Genomic DNA, 15,689 nt, shown 5'->3' with positions numbered 1-15,689 from the left:
GGTTTGCCACCCTATGCAACCCATACACCCAATAAAACCATGTCTGTTCTGAATGCCACAGGTTTAATCGCCAACCGTCGTCTTCTCATGGGACTTCTGCTTGCTTTTACACTGGTGATGGTGGTGCCCATGGCAAAGTTAAAGATGGATTCTTCGGGGGTGTCGTTCCATGGGACGGACGATGCGGCACATTTGGCCGAAGACAGATCCTACAGGGCGTTCATTGACTCGTTTGGAACGGACGATTATATCCTGCTGGCCGTGGAGAACACCCTTGGGGTGTCCGATCCAGGGCTGACGGCAAGAATCAATTATATCCATGGACAACTTGCGGCAATGGATGGTGTATTAAAGGTCATTGACCTTGAAACCATTCGATCGTCCGATCTTTTCAGGGCAGTTCTGCCCCCCAGAACATCGAGTGAACAGGCCTTTTTCCAGGCGATTAAAATCGTTCCAGGACTCAGCCGTCTGATCTCAACGGATATGAAAACCCTCGCATTTGTCATCAAGGTTGACAATGAAATCCTGAACGGTTTTCATCTGGAACGTCGCGTAAAACAGATGAAACAGATTATTTTAACCGCGTTTCCTGAACAATCCCGTTGCTATGGGGCCGGCATCCCGGTGCTCAGGGCGGCCTTTGAGCGGTACAACCTTGTAAGCGCCCTCGTGTTTGGTTGCCTGGGCCTGGTATTTGGCGTTCTCATTGCCTTTTATCTTTTCAAGACTCTGGGGGCTGCCCTCATGGTCCTGATGTCAAGCCTCTGTGCCATGGTGTGGACCCTTGGCACCATGGGTGCCCTGGGTATACCGATTAACCTTGCCACTGGCCTTGGTTTCGGATTCATCCTTGTGGTTTCGACAACCACAGTATTTCATGTTGTCTCAGCATATTTCCAATCCGGAAAAACCCGTCGGCCGGACCTTGCAATGATCCAGACGCTGGAAAAGACTTTGGTCCCGTGTTTCATGTGTGCATTGACCACATCGGCCGGTTTCTTGAGCCTGACGCTCAGTCCGGTTGAAATGGTTCGCCAGGCAGGTGTTATCATCTCCCTGGGCGTGGTGGTGGCGTTCGTTCTGACCATCGTGATCGTTTGCTTTTGGGTGCCCCGTCTTTTTGACCCTGGCAGCAACGATCCCGGGAATTGGATAGAAAATAAAACAACCCACGACCTTCTGGACCGGGTGATCACACAATATGCCGTTGTGGGATTTAAACGACCTGTGTTGTGCCTTGTGGGTGGCATGGTCTTTCTCGTTGCCATGATTGCCGGCATTGGAAAAATAGAGACAATCAAGCATTTGACCCATTCGTTGATAAAAAATACCTCGGAATCCCGTGACCTTGAGTTTATTGGCCAAAGGTTATCCACAGGGTACTCGTTTTCAATTGTCCTGGAACCCTTTGACGATCCTTTTAAATCAAGAAAAGTCTGGTACGATATGTTTGAATTTGAACGAAAGATAAAGACCATTCCAGGCGTTGAAAACGTTGAATCGTTGACGACCCTTGTTTTTCATCTGGCCCTTAAATTATCCCCAGCGGGTGTGATGCCGGAATTTGTTTTCCAGCAGATGGCGGCCCAAAGCCGGGCAAAGGATCTGGTTCGAACCTATTTTGATCCGGGTTTAAAAAAACTCAGGCTGGTGGTCCATATTCAAAACCAGTCATCGGATCAGATCGAGACGATTCTCGGCCAGGTTAAAGCCCAGGCCGATGAACAATTTTCAACAACAGGGCAGGTTGAACTCCAGGGACAGCTGATTCGACTCAAATCCCAGACCACGCAACTTGTTTCCTCCCAGCTCTTTTCCCTTGTTCCGGCACTTACTGTGATTACCCTTTTAATGATGATCCAGCTTGGATCTCCGATTCTTGGCGGGTTGAGCCTGATCCCCAACATTTTTCCTCTGGCCACAATCTTTGGTACCATGGGATGGCTGCATATTGCCCTTGACCCCCTGACGATCTTTGCCGCAGTTATATCGTTTGGCCTGTCCGTGGATGACTCCATCCATTACCTGACACAGGTGAAAACCGAAATCCTGGGATCGGATTCTGGAACGAATGTGGCTGTATGCCTTAAACGTGCCTATGATAAGACGGCCCGTGCCCTTGTTTCCACAACAGCCGTTCTTTTTCTTTCTGCATCGGGACTGCTTTTTTCATCTTTTACCCATGTTTTTTCCCTTGGGGTGCTGATTTGTCTTGCATCCATCAGTGCTCTGGTTGCCGACATTGTATTCATGCCGGCCGTCATTGTCCTGTTTAACCCCCTTGAACGTTATCGGAGGCGTCAGTTGAACGGATGATCTGTTTTAATGATTATTTTAATAGAAAAAATTTGTATTGTTTCAACAACTGTTGGATCATTTGCGCACCTGCCTGCCTGGTATGGACCGGGCTGACCCATCTGGACCAATGGCCAGACTGGTTCCATGGGCTTGAGAAAATTCAGCCTTCTGCCCCGATTGCCTTTCTTCAAAGGGGGCAGACCATTGAATTGAGCATAAGGGGTCATCTTCCCTATTCCCTTAAATTTGAAATAATTGTAAATGATTTCATTGAGTATTCGTTTGTATCTTTTACGGTGACAGGCGATCTCAATGGAGAGGGGTTTTGCCAGTTGCTGCCGTCTGAAAAAGGGTCGACCATTCATTTTACCTGGAATGTTTCGCCCGCAAGATTGTGGATGAAGATGGGCGCTTCGATTGCCAGGACGGTTTTCATAAAAAACCATGACCAGATAGTGGAACACTCGATCAACGGCTTTAAACAATGGATTTCTGAAAAATCCATTGAAGTTGCACTGCCCGGGGCAGTGGGCCTGGGCCGGTTTTAAACAGACATTCAGAAAAGGACATTAAATACATGAACCAGCAGAAGAACCCGGCAGAAAATGAGATACAGGCGTTACCCGAAGATCCGGCAAATCAAATAGCCCTTGTAACCGGCTCAAGCCGGGGCATTGGTCAAAGCATTGCCCTGGAGCTTGCTGCAACCGGCAGATACGTTTATATCAACCATGTCAGAAACAGGGAGGGTGCCCTGGAAACCCTTGCCGCCATTGAAACGGCCGGGGGACGGGGCGAACTGATCTGTTTTGATGTTACCGACCCGGTCCAGGCCGAAGCCAGTGTGGCAGCGATTATAGAGCGCCACAACCATCTGGACGTCCTGGTAAATAACGCAGGTATCACAGACGACATGCTGATGGTGCGCATGAAGCCAGAGGCCTGGCAGCGTGTTATAGATACCAACCTCACGGGCTTTTACAATGTCACACGCCCTGCCGTCAAAGCCATGATCCGTAAACGGTTCGGCCGGATCGTCAACATTACATCTGCTGCAGGTCAGATGGGCCAGGCAGGTCAGGTCAACTATGCCGCATCCAAGGCCGGACTCATCGGAGCCACAAAGGCCCTGGCAAGGGAGGTGGCCTCACGGAACATAACCGTGAATGCCGTTTCCCCCGGCTTTATTGAAACGGACATGACCCGGAAACTGGCCCTTGACGAGACAATCAAGGCCATTCCGATGAAAAGAACGGGGCGTCCCGGGGAGGTGGCTGCTGCCGTGGTATTCTTCTGTTCTGGGGAGGCCTCTTACATTACAGGGCAGGTGCTTGGGGTAAACGGAGGGATCATCTGACATGGGGGCCTGCCGGAACTGAAGGCTCAGCTCCGGCAGACCTGTGGGTTAGGTCATCTACTCTTGACGCTCTGCAAGGATTTTTTCCACCACCTTGGCGGAAAGGTCACTCGGCACCTCATCATAGTGGTCAAAATCCATTTGGAACGATCCCCTTCCGCCGGTCATGGAGCGCAGATCCGGGGCATATCTTAAAATTTCTGCCATGGGAACGTTGGCATTGATCACCTGTTTTTCACCCTCTGTATCCATGCCGAGCACCCGGCCGCGTCTCGAGTTGAGATCGCCCATGATATCTCCGGTATACTCCTCAGGAACCAGGATGGAAATTTTCATGATGGGTTCTAAAAGGGTGGGTTTTGCCCCTTCGGCTGCCTTTTTAAAGGCCACGGATCCCGCTACCTTAAAGGCCATTTCAGATGAATCCACGGAATGGTAGGATCCGTCATCCACGGTGACCCTGAAATCCACACAGGGAAACCCTGCAAGGATTCCCTTTTGGGAGGCTTCAATAACGCCCTTTTCAACGGCTGGAATATAGGTCTTGGGAATGGAACCGCCAACGATTTTGTCCACAAATTCAAATCCTGAGCCCTTGGGAAGGGGCTCAAGAACGATCCAGCAGTCGCCGAACTGGCCGTGACCACCGGACTGCTTCTTGTGGCGTCCCTGGACCCTTATCTTTTTCTTGAAGGTCTCCCGGTAGGGAACCTTGGGCGTTGAGATGACCATGTCAACGTTGAATTTGCGTTTGATTTTTTCAATGGTGGTTTCAATGTGAACAAGGCCCCGGCCTGAAAGAATTGTTTCGTTGGTTTCAGCTTCCCGCTTAAGCTGAAGGGCCGTGTCTTCCTCCATGATCTTTCTTAAAGCACCGTGGATCTTATCCTCGTCTCCCTTTTCCTTTGACGAGACGGCAAAGGAAATTACCGGAGGCATGGGGGCAGGGGGGGTGATTTTGAGCTGTTGGTCCATGGTAAGGGTGTCGCCGGTCTTGGTTTCCTTGAGTTTGGCAACAGCCACTATGGCACCTGGAAAAGCCTCCTGGATGGGTTTCTGCTCTTTACCGAGAACTTCCAGGAGCTGGGTGTATCTCTCTTTGGTGTCCCTGTTGACATTGAGAAAAGTGCCCTCCTTGCCAAGGGTACCGGAGATGATCCGGATCAACGACAGCCTTCCAGCATAGGGGTCGACAATGGTGTTAAAGACAAACCCGCAGAACGGGGCGTCTGGATCAGGAGCGATTTCAACTGCATTGTCGTTTTCATCCATGGCAACCCATGGGCTTCTCTCCAGGGGTGAGGGCATGTAGTCGTTGACAAAGTCAAGCAGAAGATCAATGCCCATAAGCTTTGTTGCGGACCCGCCGATGACAGGGACGAACTCGGCGGCATGGAGTCCCTTTGTAAAGGCTGCTTTAAGGTCTTCCAGGGGGAGGGTTTCACCCTCAAGGTAACGTTCAAGAAGCTCGTCATCTAACTCAGCCACATTTTCGATGAAGGTTTCTTTGGCAAGGGCAACGTCCTCGGCCATCTCCGATGGAACGTCGACGATTTCAACCTTTCCTGCGTCGTCGTATACGTAGGCCCTGTTGGCTATGATATCCACCAGTCCCTTGAACCCTTCAGCAACGCCAATGGGAAGGTGGGTGATGACGGTCTTTAGTTTCAAAGCTGCGGTTGAGGCTGCCACTGTTTCCTCAAAGTTGGATCGCTCCCGATCAAGTTTGTTGATGAAAAGAACACAGGGGAGCTTGTCAGCAGCCACACAGGCGGCGGCCTCTTCGGTCATGGCAGAAGGTCCGTCAACGCCGTCCACCACAAGGATGACGCTGTCGGCCGCGGGTATGCAGGTCTTGGCAGATGAGAAAAAGTTCTGATCACCCGGGGTGTCCATGAGTGTAATGGAATGTTTTTTCCAGGAGAATTTGTGAAATGCCGAGCTTACGCTTTGCTGTTTTTTCACTTCTTCAGGCTGAAAATCCATGGCAGTGTTACCCTCTTCCACCCGTCCAAGTCGGGATACAGCACCTGCCTTAAAGAGCATTGCTTCAGCCAAAGAAGTTTTACCCGCACCTCCATGACCAGCCAAGGCTAGATTTCTCATTTTTTTGATTTGTTCAGTCATTAGAGCTCCTTTTCCAGTTGTTAATAAATAACATTATATCTTGTTACATATATCATCTAAATACCGCAAGGATATTATAAACTCCTGGTTTCCCTTTGGTCCTGGAACAGGGGAGGGGATGACCTCTCCTGTTTCATATCCCCGGGTGGTAAAAAAGTCCTTTATCTCTTGCACGATTTCCTGCCGGATCTTTGGATCCCTGACAACCCCTCCTTTACCAATCCTGGACCGGCCTGCCTCAAACTGGGGTTTGATCAGTGCCAGAATCCGGGTTCCCGTATGCATGAATCTTTCAGCCGCAGGCACCACAATTTTTAACGATATAAACGAGGTGTCCACGGTGATCAGATCAACGGTCCGCCCGATTTTGTCAAAATCCATGTAACGGATGTTGGTCCTTTCAATGACTGCAACCCGTTTATCCTGTCGAAGGGACCAGGCAAGCTGGCCGTATCCCACATCAACGGCATGGACAAAGGCCGCACCATTCTTGAGCAGGCAGTCGGTGAATCCACCGGTGGAGGCACCGATGTCAAGGCAGACAAAACCGTTAACAGAAAGTCCCAGGGTTTTGATGGCATGGTCAAGCTTAAGCCCTCCCCGGCTCACAAAGGGGATATCCTCACCCCGAAGGGTAATGTCGGCATTTGTTGCAACCGGGGTACCGGCCTTGTCAACCACACGTTCGTTTACCAGCACCCGTCCGGCCATGATAACGGCCCTTGCGCGTTCCCTTGACTGGACAAGGTTTTGTTCCACAAGCAGCAGGTCAAGGCGTTTTTTAAACGGTTGATTCGTTTCAGCGGTCAAGCGATCTCCCTTGCCGCCCGGACAATGGCGGCTGCATCCACCTGGTACACATTTCTCAACGTCTCCTGGGGACCGTGCTCGACAAAGGTGTCCCGGATGCCGACCCGTCTTACCCTGCAGTTGAGCATATCGTTGTCAGCCATCAGTTCCAGAACAGCACTGCCAAATCCGCCGTCCAGGACCTGCTCTTCGGCCGTTACCAGGGCCCCGGTTTTTTCGATCATTTCAAGGATCAGGGTCTTGTCCAGGGGTTTGACAAACCGGGCATTGATAACCGTGCACGAAGTGCCAAGGGCCTCAAGCTCAAGGGCCGCCTTAAGGGCCTCTCCAACCATGCGGCCGACGGCAAGGATGGCAAGATCCCTGCCAACCTTCAGCACCTCTGCCTTGCCAATGGCAATGGGTTTTAAATCAGGGTCCATGGTTACCCCTTCACCTTTGCCCCGGGGATAACGAAGGGCAATGGGCCCATCGTGGTCAATGGCGGTTTTCACCATCCGGGCAAGTTCGTTTTCATCCTTTGGCGCCATGATGGTCATGTTGGGTATGTTTCTCAGATAGCTGAAGTCGAACAGGCCGTGGTGGGTCGGGCCGTCTTCGCCCACGATGCCTCCCCGGTCAAGGGCAAGGACAACGGGCAGGGACTCCACGCAGACATCGTGGAGAATCTGGTCATAGGCCCGCTGCATAAAGGTCGAATAGACGGCCACAACGGGTTTTAACCCCTGGGTAGCAAGGCCTGCCGCAAAGGTGACGGCATGCTGTTCGGCAATACCCACATCAAAAAAGCGATCTGGAAAAAGCGCTGCAAACCGGTTGAGGCCCGTGCCTTCGGGCATGGCCGCAGTTACAGCAACAATGCGACTGTCCTTTTTTGCAAGATCAACCAGGGTGCAGCCGAAGATATCCGTATAAGAGGGGAGGGAGCTTCCTTTTTTTACACACCCGCCCGTGTCGATATTAAACGAGCCCACCCCGTGGAAGTAGACTGGATTTTTCTCGGCCGGAGGATATCCTTTTCCTTTCTTTGTCGTAATGTGGAGGAGCACGGGTTCGTCATGCTTTTTAATGTTTTCCAGGATGTCGATGAGGTGGGTGAGATTATGGCCGTTGATGGGGCCGAAATAATCAAAGTTGAATGCCTCAAACAGCATGCCCGGCGTTACAAAGGTTTTAAATGAATCTTCAGACCGTTTTGCAATTTGATAAATGTCATCCCCGATGCCGGGCACGGACTTTAAAAAGGTGCCAAAATCTTTCTTCAGGTTCTGAAGGTATTTTGAGGAAAAGGTGCGGCTCAGAAACGATGACAGGGCGCCCACATTGGGGGAAATGGACATGTCGTTGTCGTTCAGGATGACCAGGAGGTCCCGCTTGGAATCTCCTGCCTGGTTGAGTCCTTCAAAGGCAAGGCCTGCAGTGAGCGACCCGTCCCCGATGACGGAAATGACCTTGCCGCCTTTGTCCTGGAGGTGACGGCCCATGGCAATGCCGAGGCCGGCAGATATGGAGGTGCTGGAATGGCCCACTGTAAAACCGTCACAGGGGCTTTCACTCATCTTGGTAAACCCCGTGATCCCCTTATATTTTCTAAGGGTGTCAAACCGCTCTTCCCGCCCGGTCAAAAGTTTGTGGGTGTAAGCCTGGTGGCCTACATCCCACACAAGGGTATCAAAGGGAATATCAAAAACATAATGGATGGCAAGGGTCAGCTCCACAGCACCGAGGCTTGACGCAAGGTGCCCTCCGTTTTTAGAAACAACTGAAATGATTCTTTCCCGGATTTCCTGGGCCAGAACCGGCAGTTCCTTTTTGGAAAGTTGTTTTAAATCCTGTCCGTTCTTTATGGTTTTAAGCAAACTCAAATTTTGGTTTCTCCTTATCCTCAACGTTTGCGTTGAAGGATGTACGCTGCAATGGCCTTAAGGGGCAGGGTCTTTTTCTCGTCAAACAGGTCAAGTGCCTTAACTGCCTCGTTTATGATCTCTTGGGCATATTTCCTGGAAGCCTCAAGGCCCATGAACGATGGAAAGGTCATCTTGCGGTTGTCCACGTCGGATCCCGCAGTTTTTCCCATGACCGTGGGATCTCCCTCCACATCCAGGATGTCGTCCACAATTTGAAAGGCAAGCCCTATTTTTTCCGCATAAACGGCAAGACTTTCAATCATGGCATTGTCGGCCCCAGCTGAAACGGCGCCCGCAACAACACTTGCCCGGATCATTCCACCAGTCTTCAGTGTATGGATCTGTGTGAGAAGTTCAAGGGAAGTGACGGTTTCGTCTGCGTTCTGCAAGAGCATGTCGAGCATCTGGCCTTCGACCATTCCATTGATTCCTGCGGCATCAGAAATGATCGCCACAAGTTCAAGGCGGACACCTGGATCAGGAAAGACTTTAAACAGGTTTTCGGGCCGGGACAATATCTGAAAGGCGTGGGTTAAAAGACCGTCACCGGCAAGAATGGCCGTTGATTCACCAAAGGCCCTGTGGCAGGTGGGAATCCCCCGCCTTAGATCGTCGTTATCCATTGCCGGCAGGTCGTCGTGGACAAGGGAATAGGTATGGATCATTTCAAGGGCACAGGCAGCAGGCAAAGCCGGCTCCAGAGGTGCTGAACACGCCTCACATGCGGCAAGGCAAAGAATGGGCCGGAGTCTTTTTCCCCCGGCCATGAGGGAATGGCCCATGGCGCAGGTGAGCTCCCGACGGGGATCAAGGGACCCAAGGATCGCTCCAAGCCTTTCATTGACAAGGGTTTGCCTGGCTTTCAGGTAGGCTTTGAAGTCGAAATTATCCATTGTTGAACGGCTCTTCGGTGATGTTGCCCTTGTCATCCTTCATGAGAAGGGTTATCTTCGCTTCAGTTTCATCAAGTTTTTTCAGGCAGAATTCAGAGGATTTCATCCCCTGTTCAAAAAGAGCCACCGCCTTTTCAAGGGTGAGGTTGCCCGATTCAAGCTCCTTTACAATCTGTTCAAGCTCGGCCATGGTCGATTCAAATGTTTTTTTCTTTGCCATTTATTTTTTTCACCTGACAGTAGAGCCTACCCCGTGCAAGGATGACTTCCACTGTCTTGTCTATTTCAATCCCTGTTGAATCCATGAGAACCGTCTTTTCCGGCAGGGTTCGTGTAATGCTGTACCCCCGGTCAAGAACCCCCATGGGGCTTAAGGCTTCAAGCCTTGCCGTTAATTCCTTTGTTCGTCCCCGGCGGCCCTCCAGGGTCGTGGTTATTGCTGCCACAAGCTGGGTGACCCGGGTGTTGATATTTTCCCGCTCTTTTTTAACCTGCCGTTCTGGTGAGTTGGCAAAAAGGGCATGGGTAAACCAGTCAAGCCGTTCCCGGCAGGCGGCTGTTCTTTTCTCGATCAGTCCTGTCATTCTTGATTCAAGATCTTCAAGCTTGAACCTTAAGTCATCCACAGCCCGCTTGGGATCCTTTAATCTTGCCGTAAGTTCCATGATGCGTTCCCGTATCAAGGCCTGTCTCTGAACGATTGTCCGCACAAGGAATGCCCTTAGGTCAGTGAGCCGGGAGAATAGGGCGCTTTTTTCAGGAAGGGCAAGCTCTGCTGCGGCAGAGGGTGTGGGTGCCCTGACATCGGCAGCAAAATCTGTAATGGTAAAATCGGTCTCATGACCCACGGCTGAGATTATCGGAATGGCAGATTCAAAGACGGCCCTTGCCACGGTTTCAGAGTTAAAGGCAACAAGATCCTCAAGGGAACCGCCACCCCTTGCCACGATAATAAGATCACTGACAGCCCTTTGGTTGATCAGGGCAATTGCCTTTGCAATTTCAAGGTCAGCACCTTCACCCTGGACCTTGACCGGAACGATTTCAAGGGGGATGTTGGAGAAGCGGCGTTTTGAAACGTTGATAATATCCTGGATAACAGCACCGGTTGGAGATGTGACAATGCTGATTCGTTCAGGCAGAAAGGGAAGCCGTTGTTTTCGATCCTCATCAAACAGACCCTCAAGGGCAAGTTTGTGTTTGAGCTGTTCAAAGGCTGCCTGGAGGGCACCTGTGCCGGAAGGTTCCATGTGCTCAAAGATAAGCTGATAAGACCCCCTTGGTTCGTAAAGGCTGAGTCTTCCCATGCCGATGATCTTCATCCCGTTTTCAGGTTTGAATCCAAGGCGGCGAAGTTGGTTGCGGAAGATGACACCTGATATGACGGCATTGGAATCCTTGAGGGAAAAATAAGCATGGCCAGAAGCCGGCAGGGAGAGATTGGAAATCTCACCTGTAATCCACACAAGGGTAAAGCGTTCCTCAATAAGAGTTTTTATTTCCCTTGTGAGTTTTGAAACGGTGAATATTTGTCTAAAATTATTTGCTTGGGCCATTATCTCTATTTTTTTCCTGATCCCCGGGTTTGGGTGAAAAGTTGCCCATGTGCAAGGCGCAAAAAATTCTGAAACCGGAGCGTACTAATGTACGTGAGGCCAATCTTAATGATTTGGCAGAATTTTGCAGCAACACCGCAGGGGTAAGCTTTCATTCAAGCACTATTTATAGAACAGGCGCCATAGAATAACAATAACAAATGGCGGCAGGGGGAATAATTCAATTCTGGCTGATAGATCTGATTGTTCGATAATATATATTATGTAAACTTTTGGTTCTAAACCCAAGATTTCCGGGTTTATGTTCCTGGGGACAGATTTCGGGCAAGGCAAACCCAATGAGACGCAAACTGTCTGAGGAAGCGCAGCGACCGAGTTTTTGCGGCTTGGGTTTGCCTTGTTTGAAAATCCCCCGACTTTCTCTGTTCAGCAAACGGACACCGACTGACGCATACAGTGACGGAAAGGCTTGAAATGTCATTTACCTGTGTTATATTCGAAGGACTGAAACTAGGATCGTCAGTAATAACTGTAACTATCAGGAGATTTTATTCATGAATACCCAGTCATCATTGAGCAATGCAACCACCCTTGTCAGGGTAAATTCATTCATCAGAAGCGTCTACAACTGGATGGCCATCGGGCTTGCACTGACAGGCTTTACCGCCTTTTATGTGTCAGGAAATGAAACCCTCATGCGGGCGATATTCGGCAACCCGGTGCTTCTTTTTGGTTTGATCTTTGGTGAACTTGGCCTTGTTTTTTACCTGAGCGCCAGGGTTCAGAAAATCCAGGCATCAACGGCCACTGCCTTGTTTGTTGTTTACTCGATACTCAACGGCGTCACCCTGTCGTCGATCTTCATGGTCTATACAAGTACCTCGATTGTTTCAACTTTTTTCATCTGCGCCCTTACGTTCTCAGTATGCAGCGTCTATGGCATGGTCACCAAACGTGATCTTACCTCCATGGGTGGATTCATGATGATGGGACTCATCGGTATCATTGTTGCCACCCTTGTGAATATGTTTTTCAGAAGTCCTGCCATGTCCATGTTGATCTCCTACGTTGGGGTAATCGTCTTTGTCGGCCTCACTGCCTATGACACCCAGAAACTTAAAAATATGGCCATGACCCAGCCTGCCGATCTGTCCGGTGCCGTGGTCAGAAAAGGCGCCATCATGGGCGCGCTGACCCTTTACCTTGACTTTATAAACCTCTTTCTCATGCTGCTGCGCATCTTTGGCGGTTCAAGGGATTAATTGTTTCAGGGTCAGGCCTATGCCGTGTTGCACCTGCAACATATAGTAGGCCTGACCCGTTTGCATTAACGACAACAAGGAAAGCCTGATCCCCATTCTCAACTATGAAGAAAATGATAAAAGCATTTAATGAATACATGAAAAAGGCAAAGCAGGAATCGGCCAGGCAATATTCGGTCCCTGCCGCCCAAACCTCCGATGAAACCTTTTCCCAGGGATGGATCGGCGTTGACCTTGACGGTACCCTGGCAAATTCAGAGAGGTCCTTCACCCTTGCGAAAATAGGAGAACCGGTTCCAAAAATGGCAGAGCTTGTACGTTCCATGGTAAAGAGCGGCGTTCGGGTGAAAATATTTACTGCCCGGGCTGGTGATACCGAACAGGTGCAGCTCGTCAAGACGTGGCTGCGGACAAACGGTTTTCCCGATTTTGAGGTGACCAATGTCAAGGACTATGACATGATTCGTCTCTATGATGACCGAGCTGTCCAGGTGATTGCAAATACAGGTGAAATTGTTGAAGGACCCCGGTCCTGACGGGCTAAAATTTTCCCCAGGGGCGGACGATTGCTGTAATCTTTTCTCGGTTTATAAGCTGTTTACAGAACTTTTCGGCTTCCTTTGAGTCAGCAAAATGCCCAACCCGTACCAGATACCAGGTTTTTTTTTGATGATCCTCAAGGGTCAGAATATGTGTGTCAATCCCCTTTTGTTCAAGCATACCCGCCATTTCAACGGCATTATTTTGATTCATAAAGGCACCTGTCTGAATTTCAAACCCTTTCATCTCTTTTTGTAACTCAAGGGCTTTGGGAAAATCAGGTTTAAGTTCAAGGCAGCGTGCAATGTCGGCCATGGCAAGCTTTGGCTGGTTCAACAGCACCCTGCAGAGCGCCCGGTTAAAATAGGACACATAACTCTCGGGCTCTCGTTCAATTTCATAGCCGTAATTTATGACGGCCTTTTCATAGGCCTGCTTATAATACCATGCCGCACCCAGGTTACTGTATAGGCCCGGTAGATCCGGATTTAATGTCAGGGCTCGTTCAAAATCCTGGATGGCCAGATCCACCTTTCCTAACTTCATGAGGGCGACCCCCCTGTTCTTGTGTACTTTTGCATTGCCAGGTTCCGTCATGATCAATTCGGTGAACAGATCAACCGCTGCCTGGGGCTCGCCGGTCTTGAGTTCCTCAACCCCCTCGTTAAAAAGTTCCTGTGGAGATTTTGCCTGCAGACATTGAACAGGAACCGCAAAAAAAAGGAGCACAATCATGAACCAGTTAATATATCTTTTTTCCATGGGCCATGTATGATATGAAATCGAGACCATTGTCAATTAAATTTACGACCACGGGGGTTGAATGAGATACATTTATTACACCATTGGCATCCTTGTTCTGGTGACCGCAATCCTGGCATTCTCCTCTACCCATTTTAAGGTTGAAGTGTCAAAGCCTGCCATTGTGATCAATGACAGGGTGATAACCCAGAAGGAGCTGGATGGGCTTTTAAGCGAATCAACATCCAGCAACCATACCGCAGGCATTATCGATTCTGTGATCACCAATGAACTTCTCATCCAGGAGGCCCTTGCCCAGGGCATCAACAAGGAGGAAAGTTTCAGGGTTTCCGTGGAAAAATTTTATGAGCAGTCCCTGATCAAAATTTTGATTGATAGACGTTTTAAATCCCTTGAACCTGAAATAAGTAACCAGACGATTGACCGGATGATTGATCACTATACCGGGCTTGCAGGCAGGGACCTGGTTTATAGTAAGATCAGTTATGACACCCTGGAAGATGTTGAAAAGGTAAAAACAGCCTCAATTGAAACCATTGCTGCAAATTTTGATGACCTGTCAGATGAGCTCAAATTTACCCTTGTTAAGGTCGCCCAGGGCGAAGTGTCAGATCCTGTCAAAAGGGGCGAACAATTTGTCTGCTTTCGCCTTGATTCAGCAGCTGGTCCGGGCAGTTCAGATGCAGAAAACCTGGTCAATATCGACGAGATCAGAACTTTTTTGACCCAACAGGAAAAAGGTGCCATGTTTAGCCGCTGGATTGAAAATTTAACAACAACGGCCCATATCCAGATCCTGACTGACCTGCCCGCTACTGAGAAGGAGGATTAAACATGGGATTCAAGCGCAAAAACTATTTCATCAACAAAGAACTCCAGGGAAAATACATCTTTAAATATTTTCTGCTGGTTGCCCTGGGAAGCGCCCTATTCTCCCTGATTTTCAGCTTTTTATCGTCAAATTCCCTGTCCATTGTTTATGACAATTATCACCTTGAACTCGGCACCACACCCGGGATTCTTTTGAATCGGATACTCAGCACCCAGTGGTTTTTTGTTGTCATTGCAGGGTTGGTCACAGTTGTGATTACCCTGTTCTTAACCCATAGGATTGCCGGGCCCTTTTACCGATTTGAAAAGACCCTGGATGCCATGGGTGAAAAGGATTTGTCCCTGACAATTGTCCTTCGGGAAAAGGACGAGGGAAAAGTCCTTGCCCAAAAGATAAACGACTTTAACCAAATGGTTTCAAAGCAGTTGAAAGAACTGCGTGACGGATCTGAATCCATAGATCAAATCTGCAGGCAAACAGGTGATACCACTCTTTCTGGGACAGCCCTTTCAGACATAGAAAAGATCAATCAAAGAGCAATGAAAGTATTGAATGACTTTAGATTGTTATAGGATTGGTTGCCCATGTGTCGACCATTCATAACATCCCTTGAAAAAAACAGGGCAATCCAGGAGTTTGCGGATAATCTCTCGACCCTGTGCCGAGCAGTCATACCCTGTCTTGCAAAAGCCCTTCTGCTGGTTTTTGCAGCCCTGGGACCCTTACACGCCGAGGATCCTCCCAGGACGATGTCTGCTTCACCCCCGGCAATAAACTCTGCCCCACCTCGGTCAATCACGCCGGCAATAGACCCGAATATCAAAACGATCCAATCCAGATACACCACCATCACCTATTCAGATGTAAAAGCCCTTAGAAAATTCAACAACAAGCTCTACATGGGAAACCTCAAATATCTTTTAAAGGGAAAAAAGAGTGATACCATAGAAGATGAGGTGAAAAATAAAATTGATCTGATCGTTGAAAAGGTTGAAACAGTCCTGGATATGTATCCGGCAACGCTCAGGTTCAACATTGTCATTCATGGGTCAACCAGGGGCGTTCAGGCAGCGTACCAGCGAATCTACCACCGAAAAGTCAACTATATTGCCTTTTTTTCGCCGGGTGAAAAGACTGTTTTTTATTCGGCCAACAATGCAAAATTAAGGGTGGTCACCCATGAAATCGGCCACGTGGTTGCTGAAAACTATTTTGCCATCTCCCCTCCCCCGAAAATCCACGAGGTGCTTGCCCAATACGCTGAGATGCACATAAACGATTAAGTTTCAGGATACGCCATGGGCCGATTCCGGCCAGCGTGGCTGGAACTTATGGATGGTTA

General features: G+C 49.4%; 15 protein-coding genes. 8 read left to right on the top strand and 7 right to left on the bottom strand.

Annotated features, from left to right (window positions below; all coding sequences use genetic code 11):
* Positions 1-39 precede the first annotated feature (39 nt).
* The 3 genes from HRM2_RS12800 to fabG are packed head-to-tail and all read left to right on the top strand — an operon-like array spanning position 40 to position 3,658.
* Complete coding sequence (locus tag HRM2_RS12800) at positions 40-2,319, top strand: efflux RND transporter permease subunit (protein ID WP_232364015.1); 2,280 nt, start codon at positions 40-42, stop codon at positions 2,317-2,319.
* Positions 2,316-2,849, top strand: a complete 534-nt coding sequence (locus tag HRM2_RS12795) for an SRPBCC family protein (RefSeq protein WP_015904430.1) — start codon at positions 2,316-2,318, stop codon at positions 2,847-2,849. Before HRM2_RS12800 ends, HRM2_RS12795 begins: the two co-directional genes overlap by 4 nt.
* Before the next feature lie 29 nt (positions 2,850-2,878).
* Positions 2,879-3,658 carry a 3-oxoacyl-[acyl-carrier-protein] reductase gene (gene fabG, locus HRM2_RS12790; RefSeq protein WP_015904429.1) on the top strand — a complete coding sequence of 260 codons (780 nt, stop codon included), beginning with the start codon at positions 2,879-2,881 and terminating at the stop codon, positions 3,656-3,658.
* 57 nt (positions 3,659-3,715) lie between these two features.
* Here fabG and fusA read toward each other — a convergent pair whose 3' ends face one another.
* The 6 genes from fusA to xseA are packed head-to-tail and all read right to left on the bottom strand — an operon-like array spanning position 3,716 to position 10,951.
* A complete protein-coding gene (gene fusA, locus HRM2_RS12785; RefSeq protein ID WP_015904428.1) occupies positions 3,716-5,785 on the bottom strand; it encodes an elongation factor G in 2,070 nt (689 codons plus the stop codon).
* Between the two features lie 33 nt (positions 5,786-5,818).
* On the bottom strand, positions 5,819-6,595 hold the full coding sequence (locus HRM2_RS12780; protein ID WP_015904427.1) for a TlyA family RNA methyltransferase: 777 nt from the start codon (positions 6,593-6,595) through the stop codon (positions 5,819-5,821).
* Positions 6,592-8,460 (bottom strand): 1-deoxy-D-xylulose-5-phosphate synthase, encoded by a 1,869-nt coding sequence (gene dxs / locus HRM2_RS12775; RefSeq protein WP_015904426.1) that lies wholly within the window; start codon positions 8,458-8,460, stop codon positions 6,592-6,594. Before dxs ends, HRM2_RS12780 begins: the two co-directional genes overlap by 4 nt.
* Before the next feature lie 20 nt (positions 8,461-8,480).
* Positions 8,481-9,395 carry a polyprenyl synthetase family protein gene (locus tag HRM2_RS12770; RefSeq protein ID WP_041273252.1) on the bottom strand — a complete coding sequence of 305 codons (915 nt, stop codon included), beginning with the start codon at positions 9,393-9,395 and terminating at the stop codon, positions 8,481-8,483.
* The gene (xseB, locus tag HRM2_RS12765; RefSeq protein WP_015904424.1) at positions 9,388-9,615 is read right to left on the bottom strand and encodes an exodeoxyribonuclease VII small subunit; all 228 of its coding nucleotides are present in this window, start codon (positions 9,613-9,615) and stop codon (positions 9,388-9,390) included. The genes HRM2_RS12770 and xseB overlap by 8 nt, the downstream gene beginning before the upstream one ends.
* Complete coding sequence (gene xseA / locus HRM2_RS12760) at positions 9,593-10,951, bottom strand: exodeoxyribonuclease VII large subunit (protein ID WP_015904423.1); 1,359 nt, start codon at positions 10,949-10,951, stop codon at positions 9,593-9,595. Before xseA ends, xseB begins: the two co-directional genes overlap by 23 nt.
* A 554-nt stretch (positions 10,952-11,505) precedes the next feature.
* Between xseA and HRM2_RS12755 the strand changes: the two genes are divergently transcribed.
* Together HRM2_RS12755 and HRM2_RS12750 are read left to right on the top strand one after the other, a co-directional pair.
* Positions 11,506-12,213, top strand: a complete 708-nt coding sequence (locus HRM2_RS12755; RefSeq protein WP_015904422.1) for a Bax inhibitor-1/YccA family protein — start codon at positions 11,506-11,508, stop codon at positions 12,211-12,213.
* A gap of 137 nt (positions 12,214-12,350) precedes the next feature.
* Positions 12,351-12,749, top strand: a complete 399-nt coding sequence (locus tag HRM2_RS12750) for an HAD family hydrolase (RefSeq protein ID WP_232364014.1) — start codon at positions 12,351-12,353, stop codon at positions 12,747-12,749.
* A gap of 4 nt (positions 12,750-12,753) precedes the next feature.
* Here HRM2_RS12750 and HRM2_RS12745 read toward each other — a convergent pair whose 3' ends face one another.
* Positions 12,754-13,515 carry an SPOR domain-containing protein gene (locus tag HRM2_RS12745; protein WP_187149245.1) on the bottom strand — a complete coding sequence of 254 codons (762 nt, stop codon included), beginning with the start codon at positions 13,513-13,515 and terminating at the stop codon, positions 12,754-12,756.
* A gap of 61 nt (positions 13,516-13,576) precedes the next feature.
* On the opposite strand from HRM2_RS12745, the gene HRM2_RS12740 reads away from it, so the two are divergent.
* From HRM2_RS12740 to HRM2_RS12730, 3 genes are read left to right on the top strand one after another with little or no spacing between them, the layout of a single operon-like run.
* Positions 13,577-14,347: a hypothetical protein gene (locus HRM2_RS12740; protein ID WP_015904419.1), complete on the top strand. Its 771-nt coding sequence runs from the start codon at positions 13,577-13,579 to the stop codon at positions 14,345-14,347.
* A 2-nt stretch (positions 14,348-14,349) separates the two neighbouring features.
* Positions 14,350-14,919 (top strand): methyl-accepting chemotaxis protein, encoded by a 570-nt coding sequence (locus HRM2_RS12735; RefSeq protein WP_015904418.1) that lies wholly within the window; start codon positions 14,350-14,352, stop codon positions 14,917-14,919.
* 12 nt (positions 14,920-14,931) lie between these two features.
* Positions 14,932-15,630 carry a hypothetical protein gene (locus tag HRM2_RS12730; protein WP_015904417.1) on the top strand — a complete coding sequence of 233 codons (699 nt, stop codon included), beginning with the start codon at positions 14,932-14,934 and terminating at the stop codon, positions 15,628-15,630.
* Positions 15,631-15,689 lie beyond the last annotated feature (59 nt).

The sequence above is a fragment of the Desulforapulum autotrophicum HRM2 genome (assembly GCF_000020365.1).
Classification (GTDB): domain Bacteria; phylum Desulfobacterota; class Desulfobacteria; order Desulfobacterales; family Desulfobacteraceae; genus Desulforapulum; species Desulforapulum autotrophicum.
Note: the sequence above shows the minus strand (reverse complement) of the source record. Positions and strands in the feature narration are given on the sequence as shown.

Coding starts and splice junctions, on each gene's coding strand:
- HRM2_RS12800 (WP_232364015.1), top strand. CDS start 40: ATGTCTGTTCTGAATGCCACAGGTTTAATCGCCAACCGTCGTCTTCTC.
- HRM2_RS12795 (WP_015904430.1), top strand. CDS start 2,316: ATGATCTGTTTTAATGATTATTTTAATAGAAAAAATTTGTATTGTTTC.
- fabG (WP_015904429.1), top strand. CDS start 2,879: ATGAACCAGCAGAAGAACCCGGCAGAAAATGAGATACAGGCGTTACCC.
- fusA (WP_015904428.1), bottom strand. CDS start 5,785: ATGACTGAACAAATCAAAAAAATGAGAAATCTAGCCTTGGCTGGTCAT.
- HRM2_RS12770 (WP_041273252.1), bottom strand. CDS start 9,395: ATGGATAATTTCGACTTCAAAGCCTACCTGAAAGCCAGGCAAACCCTT.
- xseB (WP_015904424.1), bottom strand. CDS start 9,615: ATGGCAAAGAAAAAAACATTTGAATCGACCATGGCCGAGCTTGAACAG.
- xseA (WP_015904423.1), bottom strand. CDS start 10,951: ATGGCCCAAGCAAATAATTTTAGACAAATATTCACCGTTTCAAAACTC.
- HRM2_RS12755 (WP_015904422.1), top strand. CDS start 11,506: ATGAATACCCAGTCATCATTGAGCAATGCAACCACCCTTGTCAGGGTA.
- HRM2_RS12750 (WP_232364014.1), top strand. CDS start 12,351: ATGAAAAAGGCAAAGCAGGAATCGGCCAGGCAATATTCGGTCCCTGCC.
- HRM2_RS12745 (WP_187149245.1), bottom strand. CDS start 13,515: ATGGAAAAAAGATATATTAACTGGTTCATGATTGTGCTCCTTTTTTTT.
- HRM2_RS12740 (WP_015904419.1), top strand. CDS start 13,577: ATGAGATACATTTATTACACCATTGGCATCCTTGTTCTGGTGACCGCA.
- HRM2_RS12735 (WP_015904418.1), top strand. CDS start 14,350: ATGGGATTCAAGCGCAAAAACTATTTCATCAACAAAGAACTCCAGGGA.
- HRM2_RS12730 (WP_015904417.1), top strand. CDS start 14,932: ATGTGTCGACCATTCATAACATCCCTTGAAAAAAACAGGGCAATCCAG.